Source organism: Ohtaekwangia koreensis, assembly GCF_900167975.1.
Lineage (GTDB): Bacteria > Bacteroidota > Bacteroidia > Cytophagales > Cyclobacteriaceae > Ohtaekwangia > Ohtaekwangia koreensis.
On record NZ_FUZU01000001.1, the window covers coordinates 1,389,485 to 1,408,664 of the forward strand.

The 19,180-nt window shown below is 42.6% G+C and carries 17 protein-coding genes; 12 read left to right on the plus strand and 5 right to left on the minus strand.

Annotated elements, in window-relative coordinates:
- Nucleotides 1–139 precede the first annotated feature (139 nt).
- The 8 genes from B5Y40_RS05875 to B5Y40_RS05910 all read left to right on the plus strand — a co-directional run bounded on the left by B5Y40_RS05875 (nucleotide 140) and on the right by B5Y40_RS05910 (nucleotide 7,868).
- On the plus strand, nucleotides 140–1,261 hold the full coding sequence (locus B5Y40_RS05875) for an aspartate aminotransferase family protein (RefSeq protein ID WP_079685748.1): 1,122 nt from the start codon (nucleotides 140–142) through the stop codon (nucleotides 1,259–1,261).
- Nucleotides 1,258–2,217: a Rossmann-fold NAD(P)-binding domain-containing protein gene (locus tag B5Y40_RS05880; protein ID WP_079685749.1), complete on the plus strand. Its 960-nt coding sequence runs from the start codon at nucleotides 1,258–1,260 to the stop codon at nucleotides 2,215–2,217. Before B5Y40_RS05875 ends, B5Y40_RS05880 begins: the two co-directional genes overlap by 4 nt.
- A 12-nt stretch (nucleotides 2,218–2,229) precedes the next feature.
- Nucleotides 2,230–3,018, plus strand: a complete 789-nt coding sequence (argB, locus tag B5Y40_RS05885) for an acetylglutamate kinase (RefSeq protein ID WP_079685750.1) — start codon at nucleotides 2,230–2,232, stop codon at nucleotides 3,016–3,018.
- A gap of 95 nt (nucleotides 3,019–3,113) precedes the next feature.
- A complete protein-coding gene (locus B5Y40_RS05890) occupies nucleotides 3,114–4,172 on the plus strand; it encodes a M20 family metallo-hydrolase (RefSeq protein WP_079685751.1) in 1,059 nt (352 codons plus the stop codon).
- 2 nt (nucleotides 4,173–4,174) lie between these two features.
- Entirely contained in the window at nucleotides 4,175–4,744 is a 570-nt protein-coding gene (locus B5Y40_RS05895) for a cysteine hydrolase family protein (RefSeq protein ID WP_079685752.1), read from the plus strand.
- Between the two features lie 17 nt (nucleotides 4,745–4,761).
- The gene (gene argH / locus B5Y40_RS05900; RefSeq protein WP_079685753.1) at nucleotides 4,762–6,093 is read left to right on the plus strand and encodes an argininosuccinate lyase; all 1,332 of its coding nucleotides are present in this window, start codon (nucleotides 4,762–4,764) and stop codon (nucleotides 6,091–6,093) included.
- 158 nt (nucleotides 6,094–6,251) lie between these two features.
- A complete protein-coding gene (locus B5Y40_RS05905; RefSeq protein WP_079685754.1) occupies nucleotides 6,252–7,403 on the plus strand; it encodes a Gfo/Idh/MocA family protein in 1,152 nt (383 codons plus the stop codon).
- Nucleotides 7,404–7,415: 12 nt separating this feature from the next.
- On the plus strand, nucleotides 7,416–7,868 hold the full coding sequence (locus B5Y40_RS05910; protein WP_079685755.1) for a hypothetical protein: 453 nt from the start codon (nucleotides 7,416–7,418) through the stop codon (nucleotides 7,866–7,868).
- A 31-nt stretch (nucleotides 7,869–7,899) separates the two neighbouring features.
- Here B5Y40_RS05910 and B5Y40_RS05915 read toward each other — a convergent pair whose 3' ends face one another.
- Nucleotides 7,900–9,708, minus strand: coding sequence for an ABC transporter ATP-binding protein (locus tag B5Y40_RS05915; RefSeq protein WP_079685756.1), 1,809 nt, complete (start codon nucleotides 9,706–9,708; stop codon nucleotides 7,900–7,902).
- Between the two features lie 327 nt (nucleotides 9,709–10,035).
- Between B5Y40_RS05915 and B5Y40_RS05920 the strand changes: the two genes are divergently transcribed.
- The 4 genes from B5Y40_RS05920 (at nucleotide 10,036) to B5Y40_RS05935 (ending at nucleotide 13,726) form a co-directional block, all read left to right on the plus strand.
- A complete protein-coding gene (locus B5Y40_RS05920) occupies nucleotides 10,036–10,341 on the plus strand; it encodes a YgaP family membrane protein (RefSeq protein ID WP_079685757.1) in 306 nt (101 codons plus the stop codon).
- 33 nt (nucleotides 10,342–10,374) lie between these two features.
- The gene (locus B5Y40_RS05925) at nucleotides 10,375–11,034 is read left to right on the plus strand and encodes a hypothetical protein (RefSeq protein ID WP_079685758.1); all 660 of its coding nucleotides are present in this window, start codon (nucleotides 10,375–10,377) and stop codon (nucleotides 11,032–11,034) included.
- Nucleotides 11,035–11,135: 101 nt separating this feature from the next.
- Nucleotides 11,136–12,368, plus strand: a complete 1,233-nt coding sequence (locus B5Y40_RS05930; protein ID WP_079685759.1) for a M48 family metallopeptidase — start codon at nucleotides 11,136–11,138, stop codon at nucleotides 12,366–12,368.
- A gap of 62 nt (nucleotides 12,369–12,430) precedes the next feature.
- Nucleotides 12,431–13,726, plus strand: a complete 1,296-nt coding sequence (locus tag B5Y40_RS05935; RefSeq protein ID WP_079685760.1) for a Gfo/Idh/MocA family oxidoreductase — start codon at nucleotides 12,431–12,433, stop codon at nucleotides 13,724–13,726.
- Between the two features lie 99 nt (nucleotides 13,727–13,825).
- On the opposite strand, the gene B5Y40_RS05940 is transcribed toward B5Y40_RS05935, so the two are convergent.
- Genes B5Y40_RS05940 through B5Y40_RS05955 form a run of 4 tightly spaced genes read right to left on the minus strand, consistent with a single transcriptional unit; the run spans nucleotide 13,826 to nucleotide 19,176 of the window.
- Entirely contained in the window at nucleotides 13,826–14,452 is a 627-nt protein-coding gene (locus B5Y40_RS05940) for an outer membrane beta-barrel protein (RefSeq protein WP_079685761.1), read from the minus strand.
- Nucleotides 14,453–14,456: 4 nt separating this feature from the next.
- Nucleotides 14,457–14,669: a hypothetical protein gene (locus B5Y40_RS05945; RefSeq protein ID WP_079685762.1), complete on the minus strand. Its 213-nt coding sequence runs from the start codon at nucleotides 14,667–14,669 to the stop codon at nucleotides 14,457–14,459.
- A gap of 46 nt (nucleotides 14,670–14,715) precedes the next feature.
- On the minus strand, nucleotides 14,716–16,071 hold the full coding sequence (locus B5Y40_RS05950; RefSeq protein WP_079685763.1) for a TolC family protein: 1,356 nt from the start codon (nucleotides 16,069–16,071) through the stop codon (nucleotides 14,716–14,718).
- Between the two features lie 24 nt (nucleotides 16,072–16,095).
- On the minus strand, nucleotides 16,096–19,176 hold the full coding sequence (locus B5Y40_RS05955; protein ID WP_079685764.1) for an efflux RND transporter permease subunit: 3,081 nt from the start codon (nucleotides 19,174–19,176) through the stop codon (nucleotides 16,096–16,098).
- Nucleotides 19,177–19,180 lie beyond the last annotated feature (4 nt).

Below are 19,180 nucleotides of genomic sequence, written 5' to 3' on the forward strand. Positions count from 1 at the left end.
TCGGAGTATAGGTAAAGATATAAATGAAGTAAAGCATGCTTATCAATTACTGGACGTAATAAGAAAGGAACTTAAATTATAACCCAAAACCCGCCTTCAGCTTCCTCTTTAAGCTTTCGGCGAAAAACGCTCTACTGAAATGAAATTATTTGATGTATACCCCTTATTCAATATAACTCCGGAAAGAGCGCAAGGCTCATGGCTTTGGGATGACAAAGGTGAAAAGTACCTGGATCTATATGGAGGTCATGCCGTTATTTCAATCGGCCATTCACATTCTCATTATGTAAAGTCATTGAATGATCAGCTTGGTAAAATTGCATTTTACTCCAATAGCGTTCAAAATCCAATTCAGGAAAAGCTTGCTGACAAGTTAGGGCAACTCTCGGGCTATCCGGAATATCAACTCTTTCTTTGTAATTCCGGTGCTGAAGCGAACGAGAATGCATTGAAGCTTGCGTCCTTTATTACAGGGCGTAAAAAAGTTATAGCATTCAAAAAAGCATTTCACGGAAGAACATCAGGAGCTGTCGCGGCTACAGATAATCCAAAGATCGTGGCACCTTTCAATGCAGGTCATGATATAGCCTTTGTTCCGATGAACGATGAAGCTGCTTTTAACGAGGTGCTTGATGATACTATAGCGGCTGTTATTATAGAAGGTATACAAGGTGTTGGAGGTATACAATTGCCTTCCGATTCTTTTCTTCAGTTCCTTGAAAAGAAATGCAAAGAGAATGGATCTGTTTTTATACTCGATGAAATTCAATGTGGCTACGGAAGAACCGGAAAATTCTTCGCGCATCAACATGCAGGTGTCAAGCCACATTTGATCACTACTGCGAAAGGTATGGGCAATGGATTTCCTATAGGAGGCGTACTGATTCATCCGGATATAAAACCGTGGAGCGGTATGCTGGGAACTACATTCGGAGGAAATTACTTGGCGTCTGTGGCTGGTCTCGCTGTACTCGAAGTAATGGAAAAAGAGAACTTGATTCACAACGCAGCTGTGCAGGGTGATTATTGGATCGCTGCACTTAAGAAATACCCTTCACTAAAAGACGTACGCGGCAGAGGATTAATGATAGGTTTTGATTTGCCGGAAGAGAAAAAGTCCGTACGTAACGATCTTTTACAAAAACATAAGATATTTACAGGAGAAGCCAAGCCGAATACAATTCGCTTGCTGCCTTCATTGGCTTTAACAAAAGAAGAAGCTGATCTATTTTTAACAGCATTGACCGAAGAACTGAAATGAAAAACTTTATTTCCGTCAACGATGTGGCAGACATCGATGCCCTCGTAGCAAAGGCACTCGACTTTAAAGCTAATCCGCTTACGAGCCAGGCTCTTGGTTCGAATAAGCGTATCGGCTTATTGTTTCTCAATCCAAGTATGCGCACAAGATTGAGTACACAGATTGCCGCTGAGAATCTCGGCATGAAGGTCATCGTATTTAATGTTGGTCAGGATGGCTGGGCGCTTGAGTTTGAAGATGAAGCGATCATGAGTGGCAATACAGTTGAGCACGTTAAAGATGCCGCTCCGATTATGGGCAAGTATTTTGATGTGTTGGGTATACGTACATTTCCTTCGTTGCAGAATAAGGTTGATGATTATAGCGAACTATATATCAACCAGTTTATTAAATATGCAGGTATACCGGTGCTGAGTCTTGAAAGTGCAACGCTGCATCCGCTGCAAAGTCTTACCGATATCATTACCATTCGCGAGACATTCCGCGAAAAGCGAAAGCCCAAAATTGTATTAACATGGGCACCTCACGTTAAAGCATTGCCCCAATGTGTAGCCAATAGTTTTTCACAGTGGATCAACGCCTGGGGTGAATCTGATTTTGTGATCACGCATCCGGAAGACTACGAACTGGATGAGAAATTTACCAAAGGAGCAAGTATAGAACTCGATCAGAAGAAAGCCTTGAAAGATGCTGACTTTGTTTACGTCAAGAACTGGAGTACATATACCGACTACGGAAGAATTTATTGCAACGACCCTTCGTGGATGTTGACTAATGATAAATTACAGTTAACGAATAACGCAAAGGTTATGCATTGCCTTCCTGTAAGACGCAATGTAGAATTAAGCGATGAGATATTGGATGGTGCCAACAGCGTTGTAACGCGACAAGCATCGAACCGCGTGTGGGCTGCGCAGGCAGTACTTCATGAGTTATTAACAAACAAGCTTCAGTAAACCGGAGTGTTCATGAATAAGCTTTTCATTATAAAGATTGGAGGAAATGTGCTGGATAATCCCCAGGCATTAAGTTCTTTCTTAAAAGATTTTGCTTCGATCAAAGAATCAAAAATTTTGATTCATGGTGGAGGAAAGATTGCCACGAAACTTGGCGATCAGTTAGGCATCGAGTCAAAGTATATAAATGGAAGAAGAATTACCGATGCACAAACACTGGATGTAGTGACGATGGTATATGGCGGGCTGGTAAATAAACAGATCGTAGCCACGTTACAGACATTGAATTGCAACGCCATGGGCTTTACCGGTGCAGACGGTAATCTGATCAAAGCCGTGAAGCGCCCTGTGAAAGATATAGACTACGGTTTTGTAGGCGATGTCAAGGAAGAAGGAGTGAACGCATCGTTGCTATCTTTACTCTTGAAACAAGATATAGTGCCGGTGTTCGCGCCATTGACTCATGCAGACGGTTCAATGCTGAACACAAATGCTGATACTATAGCTTCGGTATTATCCGTTGCACTAAGCAAGCATTTTGATGTACGACTCATTTTCTGCTTTGAGAAGAAAGGTGTTTTGATGGATGTTAATGATCCGGATTCTGTGATCACGCACTTGCCAAAGAATCGCTACGATGAGCTGTTGCCTAAAGGTATATTTGCTGATGGTATACTTCCGAAATTGGAAAATGCATATACTGCTATACAAACCGGAGTAAAAGAGGTTTTGATAGGAGAAGCGAAAGACCTCGTGAAAAATACCGGACCGGTAACAGAGGGAACGTTAATAACAATATAAAAGCTGTAAGCTTGAACGTAAGTCTCGGGTAAGTGAAGTGATTTGAGGAGAAAGTGCCTTGAAGCAATAAGCTCGCAGCTCTAAGCAATTAAATTATGGATTCATTATACGAAAAAGCTACGAACCTGTTGATAAAACTCATTGCTGTTCCTTCGTTCAGCAAGGAGGAGGATGAAGTAGCTTCAGTATTGGAAGAATTTTTTGAGAAAGAGCGGGTTCATTCTTACCGTAAAGGCAACAACGTATGGGTGAAGAATCTATACTTTGACCCTGCGAAACCTACCGTTCTGTTAAATTCACATCACGATACCGTAAAGCCAAATCCGCAGTATACACGCGATCCGTTCAAGCCTGAAATTATAGATGGTAAATTGTTTGGTTTAGGAAGCAATGATGCAGGCGGACCACTGGTTTCATTAATTGGTACATTCTTACATTATTATCCTCAGCAAAACCTGAAGTATAATATAGTGCTGGCAGCTACAGCAGAAGAAGAGATCTCCGGTACGGGGGGTGTTGAAAGTATATGGACGTCATTGCCCTCTATTGATTTTGCTATCGTAGGAGAGCCTACACTTTGCCAGATGGCAACAGCTGAAAAAGGTTTGATGGTGTTGGATTGTATTGCTCGCGGTAAGGCCGGACATGCTGCACGTGAAGAAGGCATCAATGCTATATATGAAGCCTTGCCGGATATTGAGTGGTTCCGTAATTACAAGTTCCCAATTATATCTCAGACACTCGGTCCGATAAAAATGACAGTAACGATTATCAATGCCGGCAAGCAGCACAACGTGGTGCCTGCGGAATGTCATTATACAGTGGATGTTCGCGTTACCGATGCATATAGTCTTGAAGAGCTTCTCGAAGTGATCAAGCAAAATGTAAAAAGTGAAGTGTCGCCACGTTCCATGCGCATGCGTCCTTCCGGTATAGCGGAAGATCATCCGTTGGTACAGGCTGCAATTAAACTGGGTATCGAGCGCTATGGCTCACCTACTACATCCGATCAGGCATTGATCCCAACTCCCTCTGTTAAAATGGGACCTGGTGATTCTGCACGTTCGCATTCTGCTGACGAATTTATATATGCGGATGAAATCCGGCAGGGCATTGATACCTATATCAAGGTTCTCAACGAAGTGATTCTGTAGGTATGAAGAATCCCGCGCTGATCGTAATCGATGTTCAGAAAGGTATAGATGAAACTAACCATTGGGGCGGGAATCGTAATAATACCAACGCTGAACAAAATATAGCATTGCTGCTGGAATCCTGGAAGAAAAAAAATCTCCCTATCTTTATAGTTCAACACTGCTCTATATTTCCGTCATCTCCGTTTCGTCCGGGCTATCCTGGCAATGATTTGAAAGAGTTTGTAAAACCTTTTGTTTCTGAAAAAGTTTTTCAAAAATCTACTACCAATGCTTTTGTTGAAACCGATCTTCAACAGACACTCCATAACAATAATATTTCAGAACTTGTCATTGTTGGCTTTGTAACGAATAACTCGGTGGAGGCCACTGCGCGTATGGCTGGTGATCTCGGTTTTGTAACAACGGTGGTGTCGGATGCGACTGCGGCATTTGATAAAACAGGTATAGATGGGACTACCTATTCATCTGAGCTGGTCCATAGTTTATCGCTGTCGCATTTGAAAGATGAGTATGCTTCGATCTATACAACAGACGAAGTCTTAAACTATATATCAACGAATTCACTCTAAATTTAATTTTTCTATTCATGAAGCTCTGGCAAAAAGATAAAACATCCCTTAAAGAAGTAGAGAAATTTACCGTCGGCAGAGATCAGGAGATGGATATGTTTCTGGCTCCTTTTGATGTTCAGGGTTCGCTCGCACATATCACCATGCTTGAATCTATAGGGTTGCTGGAGAAGAATGAACTTGAGATTTTATCTGCGGAGTTAAAGAGTATATACAAGCGAATTCAGTCAGGTGATTTTAAAGTTGACGAAGGTGTTGAAGATGTACATTCGCAGGTAGAGCTTGAGCTCACGCGAACGCTGGGCGATGTAGGAAAGAAAATTCACAGTGGGCGTTCCCGCAACGACCAGGTTTTAGTAGATATAAAACTTTATCTCCGCCATGAGATAAAGGAAGTAACAGAAGAAGTTAAAAATCTGTTTGATCTGTTGATCGCGCAAAGCGACAAGTATAAAAATCATCTTCTCCCGGGATATACTCATCTACAGTTGGCGATGCCTTCTTCCTTCGGACTTTGGTTTGGAGCGTATGCCGAAAGCTTGGTAGATGATGTTATTACACTGCAGGCTGCCTATAAAGTGATCAATAAAAATCCGTTGGGATCGGCTGCAGGATATGGATCTTCGTTTCCGTTAAATAGAACGCTGACAACAACGCTTTTGGGTTTCGATGATCTGAACTACAATGTAGTATATGCGCAGATGGGACGTGGCAAGGCGGAGCGCATCGTAGCTGCGGCGTTATCAAATATAGCATTGACGCTGAGTAAATTGTCAATGGATGCTTGTTTGTTCCTGAATCAGAATTTTGGATTCATCAGTTTTCCGGACGAACTCACAACGGGCTCGAGCATTATGCCGCATAAGAAAAATCCCGATGTATTTGAATTAATCCGTGCACGCTGCAATCAATTGGCTGCATTGCCCAATGATATTGCGTTGTCAACTGCTAATTTACCCTCAGGGTATCATCGCGACATGCAATTGCTAAAAGAGATTTTGTTCCCGGCCATTCAACGCCTCAAAGACTGCTTACGCATGGCGCAGTTGATGTTGTCAAATATATCGGTCAAAGAAAATATTTTGGCGGATGAAAAGTATAAATTCCTTTTCAGCGTGGAAGAAGTCAACAGACTTGTTTTATCAGGTATACCTTTTCGCGATGCCTATAAAAAAGTTGGACTGGATATAGAACAAGGTAACTACAATCCGCAGACAACAGTCAATCATACACATGAAGGAAGCATTGGCAACCTTAGCCTTGATGCGATTCGCAAAATGATGGATGGGACACTTGCAACGTTTCAGTTTTCGAAGTCTGAAAAAGCAATTGAGAAATTGATTTCATAAACAAAGCAAAAAGTACCTTCCTTTCTGTTTTGTTTGTAGAATTAAATCATCGATTTGATTCCATAAGTTTACGCTACGAGAAATCAGTCTCGGCCACACATTATATTTAAAAGCATTGGGCATGGTTTTTACCCCAAAGGATATACATCCCATGCTTTATGAATTTAGATTACACTTCATCCAGAAGAAAATTCATTCAACAGGTTTCGTGCTCGATCGGATCGTCCTTTCTGGCATTTGCAACACCCGCTTTTTCCAAAGGGTTTACACTTCAGGAAGAAGCAGCAGCGTCTGCTGTGATACAGGAACCTACGCGAAAGCTTGGCGTAGCACTGGTGGGATTGGGCAAATATAGCACCGATCAACTTGCACCTGCATTGCAGGAAACGCAGCGTTGTAAACTTGTCGGGATAGTAACAGGCAGTCCAGATAAAGCTGAGGAGTGGAAACGTAAATACAATATTCCGGAGAAGAATGTTTATAGCTATCAGAATTTTGATTCTATAAAGGATAACCCGGCTATAGATATAGTATATGTTGTGCTTCCCAACTCGATGCATGCAGAGTATACCATTAGAGCTGCAAAGGCCGGCAAGCACGTGATCTGCGAAAAGCCAATGGCTGTTTCTGTAAAAGAATGTGAGGACATGATACAGGCATGTAAGAGTGCAGATCGTTTATTGTCAATTGGCTATCGTTTACATTTCGAACCTTATAATCTCACCATGACTGAATTCGCAGCGAAGAAAACGCATGGTGCTGTAAAGGTCATCACAGCGAAAGACGGAATGGATATAGAGCCTGGCGTGTGGAGGCTTGATAAGAAATTAGCAGGTGGAGGGCCGCTGATGGATGTCGGTATATATTGTGTGCAAGGTGCATTATATACTGTGGGTAAAAATCCAATAGCAGTAACAGCCAAGGAAGGCCCTAAAACGGATATGAAGCGATTCAGTCAGGTGGAGCAATCGCTTACCTGGAAGCTTGAATTTCCGGGAGGTATAGTTGCTAACTGCGAATGTAGCTACGCGGAAGAAATGAACCTGCTGCGCGCAGATGCTGAACACGGATGGTTTGAGTTGAAGCCCGCATATGGCTATAAAGATCTAAAGGGGGAAACCAACCTCGGCAAACTAAATATAGCGCAGGTTAATCAGCAAGCATTGCAAATGGATGATTTCGCCAATTGTGTTCTGCAAAAGAAAAAGAGTAAAGTGCCTGGAGAAATGGGCTTACGTGATGTCAGGATATTAACGGCAATCTACGAAGCCGCAAGAACAGGCAAGAGAGTTGAATTGACAAACCTTTAAATGTAAAAAGCCATGAGAAAGAATAAAGTAACTTCGGAAAGCAAGGCGGGGAAGAGTAAGGAAAACAAACTTCCGGGTGAATATCCTCCAAGCGAAGACATCATGAATCCGATCAATGATGCTGAACGTGTTCATGTCGATCTCGATAACTTGAGCCTGTCACGGGCAACACCCATTGAAGTTGTTAAAGATGCACCGCGTCCGCTTGACAATGAATCGAATCTTACAGAAGAAGATAAAGAAGCCCTCGGACCAAAAGATCTGAGTCTTGACGGAGGTGATGATGAACAGCTTAAGCATCGGAAATGGCCCGTAGATTTCACAGCGCGTGATCTGGATATACCGGGCAGCGAACTAGATGATCGAAATGAAATGGTAGGCTCCGAAGATGAAGAGAATAATTCCTATAGTCTCGGAGGGGATGGAAAAGAAAAACTGGAAGAAGATCCGACTAAAACATATTGATCTTCTTGCAGGTATAGGTATATATTATATCTTACAGGGCAACTGGTAGTGGCTGCGGATCTTCATTTGAAGATTCCGTAGCAACTTCCGATACCTGGTGTTCCCAAAGTTCTTTGAACACGAGACTCGTTCGCTTCAATTCTTCAAACGTTCCCTCCGCTACGACTGAACCGTTTTTCAAAATATATACATAGTCGAACTTCGTCAACAAGTGCAAGCGGTGAAGCGAAGATATTACAGCCTTTTTCTTGAATGATTTAAACAAGTTGTTATAGATCAGTTTCTCTGTTCGCGGGTCAACGCTGCTCGTAGGCTCATCCATCAAAATAATACTGCTGCTGCGGGCAGCTAATATACCTCTCGCTAAAGCCAATCTTTGCTTTTGACCACCCGAGAGATTAACACCTTTCTCCTGTATATGTGTTTCAAGACCGTGAGGGAGTTTACGAATCACATCTGCAAAATGAGCTGCTTCACAAACTTCCATTACTTCCTGTTCTGTAAAGGGTAATCCGAGCGTAATGTTATACAGGATTGTGTTTTCAAAAATCTCCGGGTCTTGCGGAAATAATGTTACGGCATTAGCGATGCTATCAAAATCACTGAGCTGTCCATTCTCCATTACCACGGTTGATCCTTCCTTCGGAGTATATAGACCGCGGAGTAAAGCAAGTAATGTACTTTTACCGCTTCCGCTTTCGCCGATCAATGCGATACGTTGTCCTCTTTCAATACGCATGTTCAGGTCAGTCAACCCGGAAACACGTTCGGATCCTTTCCCACTTCGTTGAAAATTCAGATTTTGAATTTCAAGTTGCTTCCAGTCTTTTGGTAAAAGTCTTTCTTCCTGCACATGATGTAGTTGATCGTATGCGATCTCAATTTCACGTGCATTCTGGAGCTCAGCATCGTACTTTGTGATCTGTGTATAGTGTGATGCTATATCATTGAATACACTGGTAAACTGGTTTACATAGCCGAGCAGAATCACAAGGCCACCAATGAAAAATGTCTCGCCAGGAGTATAGTGCTGATATAGATAGCCAATGGTTGTTACAGCATAGATGAGTCCCACCATCATCTGGGCGATGAACCACTTCCATTCGTTGATAGTAACATTGCGTTTGAAAGGAGGGAACACCTTCATCAGTTTCTCCATGAAACTCTTTTGAATTCTTTTCTCAAGACGAAGTGTAATAACCGTTACGATGTTTGAAAGACTATCGAACAAGGTAGATGAAACTTCATGCTCTCTTTCATTCACTTCTTTCAAAGATGCAATAAATGGTTTATCAAACCGGATAATGATTAATACAGTAAGCGCCCCCAATACAATGCCGATGGCTCCAAATAATGGTGAGAAATAAAGCATGGCGCTAAACGAAAAGAAAAACTTTCCGAAGGAGTACATGTATATAAATCCGTTTTGAAAAAAATCGCGGAGTGCTTCGTGTGCTTTACGCAGTCGGCTGATCGTAGCGCCACTGTGGTGATCCTGGTGCCACTTTACGGGCAGGTGTAAAACTTTGTGATATAGTTCTTCAATAAAATTCTTTCCAACACCAAAGGCGACCTGGCGCTCCATGACGCGGGCCGGACCGTGAAAGGCCCATTCCAATAATCGAAGTCCGAGGAAACCACCAACGTAGATCCAGCCACTGTGTAATGTACCGGCAGCATCCTGTTGAAGTGAATTGACGAACCAACCATAGAATAGTGGATTAATTGCCACAATGATGTTGGAGATAACGAACATACTATAAACTAGTATAAATCGCTTCTTCTCCTGACGGGCATATTTCCATGCAGTTTTAAGAAGGGATAAGTAGGGGTTACGCATAATGAAATGAGGGGTGTTTTTCTATTACAAAGTTGCGAAGAGAACACATGTTGCAACCACTTAAATGTATTTCGAATATTACATCCTCTATATTTTATGAAATCTTAATTTTTTCAATCAATCCAAACCAGATTCCTGGATTTTATTTCAAAGATAAACCTTAGGGCTGGGGAATTTAAGCAACACTGATTAAGCGGTTTACAGTTACTAATATGATCAACCCATCCTTCAGCCATGTTAATGGTATATTTTTTTAAACGTTCATTAGGACATCGCTTATTTATGGAATGCGCGTAAACCTTTATAAACTACTTTAAGACAAATACTATGAATGAATATAACACTTCCGAAGAAGAAAGATCGACAGGTGCTTTGTTAGCTTCTGTTTCAACCGTTACGAATGTTAATCCGGGAGAGCGCATGATCTCCCTGCTCAGTGGATTGGCACTTGCCACAGCAGGTATACGTAACTTTAAAAAAGGTAATGGTATTTCACTGGTTCTTGGCGGAGCATATTTAGTCGCCAGAGGTATCACGGGGTATTGCGTGGTAAATGCCTTGGTCAGCAAAAGCAAATTGGTTAAAAATGTATTGCCACAAACTACAGGAACTTTCAAAGTAGTAAGTTATTAATGTGAAGTTGATGAACATCAAATTTGAGTGAACATGAAATCAATACTTTTTTCGGTAGCGATAGCATTGACAGTAACGTGCGCGCAAGCACAAGTAAGTGACTCGACCAAACGAACACAGAGCAGGCGCCCGACTATAAATCAAAGCCAAGAGAAGCCAAGCGATAAGGAGCTTCTCGAATTGCAAATGAACCGTAAGCGAAACAAGGGAGCACAAGCAGATACAACTTCGGCCTCAGGTGCAAATGCCCGTAAGCAACCTGGTGAAAATAAAGCGCTGAAGAATGATGTTAACCAGGCAGAAGGAGACAATAATCCGAATAGTCCAACGAACTCAAATGCTGTATCAATTTTTGAGACCGGCACAAGTTCCGCAGGATCGCCCGGTACAATATCGGATGATAATGGTAAGGATCGTGATGGCACAAATACAGTTCAACGCAGTACGCCCAACATGGCGGGCTCACCGGCACCTCGCAGAGGTAGTGCGAGCGCTTCTTCTGCACGTTCTGAGAAGGCTGCAAAAAACTCTAATGACAAGCAAAATGCTGATGTTAAAAATGACGAGAAGGCTGTGAAAGATAAAGGTGAGAAAGCCCAGGAAGACAAGGTTAAAGAATCCAAGGACAAAAAAAGTAAATCAAAAAAGAAAGACAAAGACAGCAGCGAGAAGGACAAAGACAAAAATGACTGAGTCATTTTAAATTCTTGCTTATAACTTCTCACGGCTCCGGAAATAATAGCGGTTGGTTAACTCGTAAATCTTGATGATTTTTGCGGCTACAATTCAAACACATGCAACCGCTAACCATTCTGTATATTATCATAGGCATTACTGCCGTCAGCTATATCTTTGATCAAGCGCTGGAGTATATCAATCTGAAATCACAGCGTGAAGAAATTCCCGATGAGATTGCATCCTTTTATGATCGTGATAAATATAGCAAGTCTCTTCAGTATCACCGCGAGCTGACCCGGTTCTCGTTTATAACATCAGCGTTCAGCTTTTTGCTTTCAATCACCATGTTGTTAACGGGTGGTTTCGGTTGGCTCGATGGCATTTTACGAAATGTAGTCCAAAATGAAATTGTTCTCGCACTTGCATTTTTTGGCGTGATCATGATTGTGTCGGATATTATCACGCTACCGTTTCAATGGCACCGTACCTTTGTAATTGAAGAGAAATACGGTTTCAATAAAACTACGGTGAAGTTGTTTATCATTGATAAGTTGAAAGGATATATACTCGGTGCGCTCATCGGTGGCGCCCTGCTTTCCGTCTTGATTTATCTGGTACAGGTAATCGGTCCTGATTTCTGGATCTGGTTTGCACTCATTGCCTGTACTTTTATGTTACTGATGAATATGTTTTATGCTTCTGTAATCCTTCCGTTGTTCAATAAGCTTACGTCACTTCCCGAAGGTGAATTGAAGTCGGCTATAGAAGCGTTTGCCAGGACTGTAAATTTCCCATTGGACAATATTTTCGTCATTGATGGATCGAAACGTTCGAGTAAAGCGAATGCTTTTTTCTCCGGTATCGGCAAAAAGAAAAAGATTGTACTATATGATACGCTCATTAACAATCACACAACGGATGAGCTGGTGGCCGTGCTCGCGCATGAGGTTGGACACTTTAAGAAGAAGCATATCGTGTGGAGCTATATATTGTCGGTGGTCCAGATTGTATTCATGCTCTTCGTGCTTTCGCAGATGATATTCAATGAAAATCTCTCGCTTGCATTGGGCGGTTCACAACAGGCCATTCATTTGAATCTGATCGCCTTTGCTATTTTATTCTCTCCTGTATCTGGTGTAACCGGTTTGCTGATGAGTATGCTAAGCCGCAAAAATGAATTTGAAGCCGATGCCTATGCAAGACAAACGTATAATGGAAATGCGCTTGCCAATGCACTCAAGAAATTGTCGGTGGATAATCTAAGTGATCTCTATCCACATCCGGTATATGTATTCTTCCATTACTCACATCCCCCTTTATTGAAGCGTCTGCAAGCCATTAACCGTTGATGTAGAAAGCATGTGATCTTTTGATAAAAAGTTTTTAACTTCTTGCATCAAACTATATTCACATGCAGAGAAGACAGTTTATTAAAACTTCTGTGGCTACAGGGGCAGCTCTGGCTACAGCACCGCTCATAAAAATCTTTGGTAAGGACAAGAAGTATAAAACAGCACTTATTGGAAGTGGCTGGTGGGGCGGTAACATTCTGCGTTGCGCCATACAAGCGGGTGAAAGTAAAATTGTAGCACTGTGTGATGTCGATTCCAGTCACCTGAACAGAACTGCTGAAGAAGTAAAGAAATTAAATGGAGATATACCCAAGCTATACCGCGACTACCGTGAACTACTACTCAAGGAGAAACCGGAAATAGTAATTGTAGCAACGCCCGATCACTGGCATCCACTCATTGCTATAGCGGCTATGGAAGCTGGTGCACATGTATATGTTGAAAAGCCTATATGCCATACTATAAATGAAGGCAAGGCCATGGTGGCTTCGGCCAGAGATACGCAACGTATTGTGCAGGTAGGCACGCATCGCAGGGTATCTCCGCATAATGTATCCGGTATAGATTTTTTGAAATCAGGCAAGGCAGGTAAGATTGGTATGGTGCGTGCCTTTGTGCATTATCCGGGTGGTCCTGGTACAAAGATTCCGGATAGTGAACCACCGGCAGCACTGGATTGGAATATGTGGTGCGGACCTGCTCCGCTAAAACCATTCAACAAGACTATACATCCGAAAGGTTTTCGTACACATCTTGATTATGCAAATGGACAACTTGGTGACTGGGGTATACATTGGATGGACCAAATCCTGATGTGGACGGAAGAGAAATATCCGAAGAAAGTATTTTCAACAGGGGGGAGGTATATACGTCAGGACAGTACGGACGCTCCGGATACGCAGACGGTTAATTTCGAATTTGAATCTTTCATTGCCACGTGGGAGCATCGGCTCTATGCTGGCAACGAAGCGGAGAAGACTAATATAGGATGCTATTTCTATGGCACCGAAGGTACATTTCACATGGGCTGGCTTGATGGATGGACGTTCTATCCTTCGGATACCAAAAAACAAATTATACACCAGGAACCTAAGCTTGACGAACCTGATCAGCAAAATATAGCAGGTTTGTGGTCCGATTTTCTGCAATCTATAAAGACCAATAAATTACCTATATGCGATGTCGAGATAGGACAACGCTCTACCAACATGAGTTTACTCGGTATGCTCAGTTGGAAATTAGGGAGGAGTGTTCAATGGGATGGAACCAAGGGATTGATTGACAATGATGCAGAAGCAAACAAACTTTTAAGTCGGGCGTATAGGGGCGAGTGGAAATATCCAGGGACGGTATAGGGAATATATACCACCACTGCGGCAATCTTGATAAAATACAAATATTTCAATATGCAAAGAATACTTCGCATATTGAATATCGCTATATACACAAACTTGCTACTGCAGTGGAGTCTTAAATCCTACCTGTAAACTAATGCCATTTAAATTCCCATTGTATATCTGTGTGGTAATGGGAAAACTGAGAAATTGTGATTCGAAGTATAGAATGAAAAAACGGCTGATTTTATAGTCAACCCCTACGCCACCACGAAATGAAAATGCGGATTGTGATTGAGTTGTTAATGTAGTATTGCCGGGCTTGGACGTTTGCTCCAGTATAGGTACATCGGTAATGGCTATGCCTGCACCTGTAAAGATATAGGGTGAGAATTTTTTGATGTGCCAGTTATAGCCTGCGTCAAGTCCGATCATCGTGGTAGGTACCTTGCCCTTCAGGGTTAGTTGTGAGCCATCGTTGTCTGTTAATTTTGTGCTGAATGCTATGTTATACTGATCGAGAAACAGGCGGCTGAAATAATGTTTCTTATAATCAACCTGAAATTGGAAGCTGCTCGCAAATCCTGTCTCATGAAGTGCACCATGCGTAGATGTAGGAAGATAGAGTCCAATTCCTCCATTAAAGTAGTACAGCAACTTCCGGGAATGTTCAACTGAATCGATCTGAGCAGTTGCCGGTATAACGAAGAACAGCGCCAGTATATAAAGTGTTATTGTTTTTGTCATGGTGTTATTTTAAAGGTTCGCAGGTATATCCATTTTTGTTCAACAGGTGGAAAATTTCATTTGTAACATCAGTGTTCACGAGGATCCGTAGTACTTTGTCTTCGTCTCCGATATCAACAGACCAATTATTTTTACCGGTAAGTTGATTCAGATCTTGGGTAACACGATCTACGTCATGGCTACACGCCAGGTTGGTTTTGAAAAGAAGTATGATCATAGAGGTATAGCTATTTGATGATGGTTACTTTTGACGTGATGCGCTATTAATGACCTGCCAGATTTTCTAATTCAGCGAATGCCAGCAAACACGATAAACGCGCTGCATAGAAGTCTGCTTCAGCTTTCGCTACATTCGCTTTCACTTCCAGTAAAGTACTTTTTATAGCGAGACCTGACCCCTGTTTGTCCTGTTGAACTTTCAATTCTTCATGGCGATATCGCAAGGCCTTCTGCGCAACACGCATCAGTGCCTGGTTTTGATTTACTTTGCGATATGCTTTTTCGAGATTGGAGCGGACTTGTTGTTGCTGGTAAGCCAATTGATGCTCGGCTTGTTTTAGCTGTGATTCGCGCTGATACTTTATTTCATGATTCGTGAATATGTCCTGAAGATTCCATCGCAAATTTATACCTATATAAGGACTTGATGTTGGTAATATAGGATTGCCTTTTTGATAGTAGTATCCTGCGATTAATCCTATATCCGGAAGATTGCTTCTCCGGACAGCTTTTATACCCAGTATGGCTTTCTCCTGGTCAAGCCGTGCAATCTGTAGGTCGGTGTTGGCAGCCATTGTATTCGTGTAGATTTCTACAGACGCTATTGTTTGCACAGACATCGCTGTTGTATCGAGGGGTTGAAGGCTGATAACCGTGTTGTCCTGTATATTAGCAATGTTGGCGAGTTCACGATTGTAATCCTGAAGCAGAATGTCAAGCTTTAAAACGTTTTGCTCTTCCTCGGCAACGAGCGCATACAACCCTGCAAGATTCGAAGCTATAGCTTTACCGGCAGCGGTTGCACTTTCTACATCAGCAAGTTTAGCTTGCGCAAGTTCTAGCCGGTTGGTTGCTTCTTCGTATTGTTTTTGCGTGATCATAATTCCATAGTATAATTTTTGAACCCCGAGCTTCAATTCACGGACCATCTTTATCTTTTCTTTTTCAGCTCGCGCGATATCCAGTCGGTCAATATCCAACCCGGTTTTAATTTTTGGTTGTTGCAGCAAGGGTTGGTATAGCGATACCTCTGTGCTATAATTGGCATGTTGCCCAACCTGCATTTTTGTATCCTCTGCTGGAAGCAGTTGGTTGGTTCCTGCATTGGTGGTCACACTACCAATAGCACCTGCCGGTATATTTAAGTCGCCTAGAGAAAAATTATACTGATAGTTTCCTCCAAGTGTAACTGACGGGTATCGCTTGATGGCGTCCTCTTTGAGTTTACTTGTCTTTTCCTGCAACTGCCATTCTTTAATCGACACCAGATGATTTTTGGAAACCGCCGAGTCGATCAGTTGCTGCAGCGAATATTGCATTTTGTTTTGGGCTCGAAGTCCAAAGCCGGAGGCAATAAAGATCACGGCAAGCAGGATGTAACGCTTGATGTATGAATTCATAATGATATAGGTGTTGACGAGGTTTTAGGAATGTGATTTATCGTGTTTGCGAATCATCGCTATATATAGGATAGGCACGGTGAGCAGTGCCATGACCATACTCCAGACAACACCAAAGGCAAGTACACTTGCTAGAGGTGCCCACATACCGGATTGTGAAATGATCATGGGAAGCACGCCAATCGCTGCTGCCATCGCCGTGAGAAATATAGGACGCAGTCTTCTTTTGGCAGATTCAATGGCAGCGGTCTTAATGTCCATTCCCTGGCGTAGCAATATGTTTGTATAGTCTACCAGTATAATTGCGTTTCGCACAACTATTCCAGAGAGCGCAATTAATCCGATGAAGGCCGTAAAACTGAAGTTGTTGCCAGTTACTACCAACCCGAGTATAGCACCGAATAAACTGAGAGGTATCGTCAACATGACTATAATGGTCTCTTTGATGTTTTTAAACTGGAACAGAAGTATCAGGAATATGAGCACCAGACTGATGAGTAGTGCCGTAACCATTTCAACGAGGACTTCATCTTTGTTTGCTTCTTCGCCTCCATATTCAATACGGTAACCTGCCGGCAACATGAGCTTTTCGATTTTAAGTTTTATAGCTTCCAGAAGTTCTGCCGGTAATATACCGGGTTGTGTTTCGCTTTGAACCGTAAGTGCACGTACTCCGTTTCGATGCATGATCTTTCCCGATTGCCACTGTGGTACAAGTGTAGCGATTTGTCTCAAAGGCAATTCAGCACCGGTAACAGGAGAGGTGAGGTATATATTTTGAAGATCGCTGGTGTTCTGCCGGTTGTTCTCATCCAGTCGCAAGACAATATCAACCGGTGTACTTCCTTCATACAGGGTAGATATAGGGGCACCGTTAAAGCCGGTGAATACAGATTGTGCTACACTCGAAGTTGTGAACCCGAGACGTCTTGCTTCTTCGTTCAGCTCGAGTCCTATACCATAATGGTCTTCCGAAAAATCATCCCGCACAAAGAGACTGCCGGGCGTGGCTTTCAGAATTTTGCGAACATCATTTCTGATTTCTTTGAGTCGTGTAATGTCTTCACCTATGATTCTGACTTCAACCGGTGCACTGAGCGATGAACCTTGCTGCATCAGTTTTACAAAGAAAGTGCCGTCAGCAGCAATCCTTCTTACCTTCGTTGTGAGTTCTTCCGCTAGTTCTTCTGATGTTGCTTCTGAAGTAGTATTTACCAGTATGAGTGCATAATTGCTGGTTGGGAATTCAGGTGTAAAGTTATAGTAAAAGCGAGGCGCTGATGTTCCGGTAAAGGTCGCATACGATGTTACGCGTGCGTCACCTTTTATCATGCGTTCAGCTCTTAATATAGTCTCATTTGTCTTTTCGAGTTTTGTGCCGGTAGGCATCCAGAGTTCAACGATAAACTGATTGCGTTCTGCGGGAGGGAAGAATAACTCACGCACACCGAATTTCAACAGTAAGACTACGAGCAGGAGGGAAGAAAAGCTGCCGATAACCGTGGTTTTAGGATGCAGAATGCACCAGTCCAGCGCTGTGTTATATCCTTCCTGCATATAGGTGAGCACCGATTTTTTTGTTTTCTTCTGCTCACCGGTATATATAGCATCGTGCTGATGCAAACCTTTTTTGATGAATGTATAGCAAAGCAGCGGTGTTAGAAAGAGTGCTACAAAATAGGACGCTACAAGTGCTATGGCCACCGTAACCGGAAGTGTCGCTATAAATTCACCGGTAGAACCACTGATTAGAATCATGGGTATAAAGGATGCTATAATCGTAATGGTAGCAGCCAGTACCGGTATAATAAGGTCGTGTGCACTACGCCAGGCAGCTGTCCAGCGATCAACTTTTTCATCGAGTAACTCAACATAGTTATCGGCAATCACAATAGCGTCATCCACTACCATGCCGAGTACCAGAATCAATGCTGCTAATGATACCTGGTGCAATTCAATGCCGAGCGTGTTCATCAAGGCGAAGGTGAGTGCCACCGTCATCGGTATTGCCATTGCTGCTACGGATGCTATACGAAAAGGCAATAGCAGAATAACTACGATAATTACCGAAGCTATAGCGAGAAAGAATTCTTTTATAAAGTGAGATATATTCTGATCGACCAATGTCGGCTGTGATACAAGTGTAGTAATATTTATATCTCCGGGAATGATCTTTCTGGCTTCCTGTATTTTCGTTTCTACAGCCTTGCCAAAGTCTACAATGTTATTTCCTTCGCGCATCTGAATGCACAGCATAATAGATTTATTACTATTGGCTGTAATAATACTTTCCGGTTCGGCATAGTCTCTTTTCAGCGATGCAACATCTCCCAATCGTACAATAGCACCGGCAGAAGATGTACCCACTACCTGGTTGGACAGGTCGTGTTCTGTATGAAAGTAGCCGTGTGTATAAAGCGGTGCTTTGCTGGTTAGCGTTTTCATTTCGCCGGTGGCGCTTATGTTATTTTGAGATTGCAGCAGTTGCACAACCTGGTTTAGTTGTATACTATATTGAGAGAGTTTCGCGGAATTTGATGATGCTACAATTTGCTCACGCTGATCTCCGATGCGTTTTACTTTGGATGTGGCTGGGATCGTGCGGATCAGATCTTCTGCTTTCTGCGCATAGCGCTTCAGTTGTTCGTAACTGGCTTCCTGGGAATTCAGTGCAATAACCATCGCTTCAGTATCACCGAAATCAGAATCTACGATGGGGCCGTTAACACCTGCAGGCAAATCAAGTTCACGTGCAATCAATAGTTGATGTCTCAGTTTACTCCAGAATATATCCGGGTGCTTAACATCCTGGCTCAGCTCCACGGTGATCACCACCATACCATCTTTGGTAGCCGATGTTGTTTTTGTTTTGTCTACTTCTTCATATTGAAAAAGATACTGCTCCAATTTTTTAGTGACCTGATCTTCAACCTGGGTGGCATCGGCACCGGGAAAATAAGCGATCACTAAACCTTGCCGTATGGTGATCTTCGGATCTTCACGTCTGGGCATGTTAAGCAGTGAATTAATGCCCACGGCAAATAACATGAGTAATACGGCCAGCGTAACCTGTTTGTACTTGAGAGCTGCTTCTATAAAATTCATGATT

Coding starts and splice junctions, on each gene's coding strand:
- B5Y40_RS05895 (WP_079685752.1), top strand. CDS start 4,175: ATGAAGAATCCCGCGCTGATCGTAATCGATGTTCAGAAAGGTATAGAT.
- B5Y40_RS05950 (WP_079685763.1), bottom strand. CDS start 16,071: ATGAATTCATACATCAAGCGTTACATCCTGCTTGCCGTGATCTTTATT.
- B5Y40_RS05890 (WP_079685751.1), top strand. CDS start 3,114: ATGGATTCATTATACGAAAAAGCTACGAACCTGTTGATAAAACTCATT.
- B5Y40_RS05925 (WP_079685758.1), top strand. CDS start 10,375: ATGAAATCAATACTTTTTTCGGTAGCGATAGCATTGACAGTAACGTGC.
- B5Y40_RS05915 (WP_079685756.1), bottom strand. CDS start 9,708: ATGCGTAACCCCTACTTATCCCTTCTTAAAACTGCATGGAAATATGCC.
- B5Y40_RS05920 (WP_079685757.1), top strand. CDS start 10,036: ATGAATGAATATAACACTTCCGAAGAAGAAAGATCGACAGGTGCTTTG.
- B5Y40_RS05905 (WP_079685754.1), top strand. CDS start 6,252: ATGAATTTAGATTACACTTCATCCAGAAGAAAATTCATTCAACAGGTT.
- B5Y40_RS05930 (WP_079685759.1), top strand. CDS start 11,136: ATGCAACCGCTAACCATTCTGTATATTATCATAGGCATTACTGCCGTC.
- B5Y40_RS05880 (WP_079685749.1), top strand. CDS start 1,258: ATGAAAAACTTTATTTCCGTCAACGATGTGGCAGACATCGATGCCCTC.
- B5Y40_RS05940 (WP_079685761.1), bottom strand. CDS start 14,452: ATGACAAAAACAATAACACTTTATATACTGGCGCTGTTCTTCGTTATA.
- B5Y40_RS05935 (WP_079685760.1), top strand. CDS start 12,431: ATGCAGAGAAGACAGTTTATTAAAACTTCTGTGGCTACAGGGGCAGCT.
- B5Y40_RS05910 (WP_079685755.1), top strand. CDS start 7,416: ATGAGAAAGAATAAAGTAACTTCGGAAAGCAAGGCGGGGAAGAGTAAG.
- argB (WP_079685750.1), top strand. CDS start 2,230: ATGAATAAGCTTTTCATTATAAAGATTGGAGGAAATGTGCTGGATAAT.
- B5Y40_RS05945 (WP_079685762.1), bottom strand. CDS start 14,669: ATGATCATACTTCTTTTCAAAACCAACCTGGCGTGTAGCCATGACGTA.
- B5Y40_RS05955 (WP_079685764.1), bottom strand. CDS start 19,176: ATGAATTTTATAGAAGCAGCTCTCAAGTACAAACAGGTTACGCTGGCC.
- B5Y40_RS05875 (WP_079685748.1), top strand. CDS start 140: ATGAAATTATTTGATGTATACCCCTTATTCAATATAACTCCGGAAAGA.
- argH (WP_079685753.1), top strand. CDS start 4,762: ATGAAGCTCTGGCAAAAAGATAAAACATCCCTTAAAGAAGTAGAGAAA.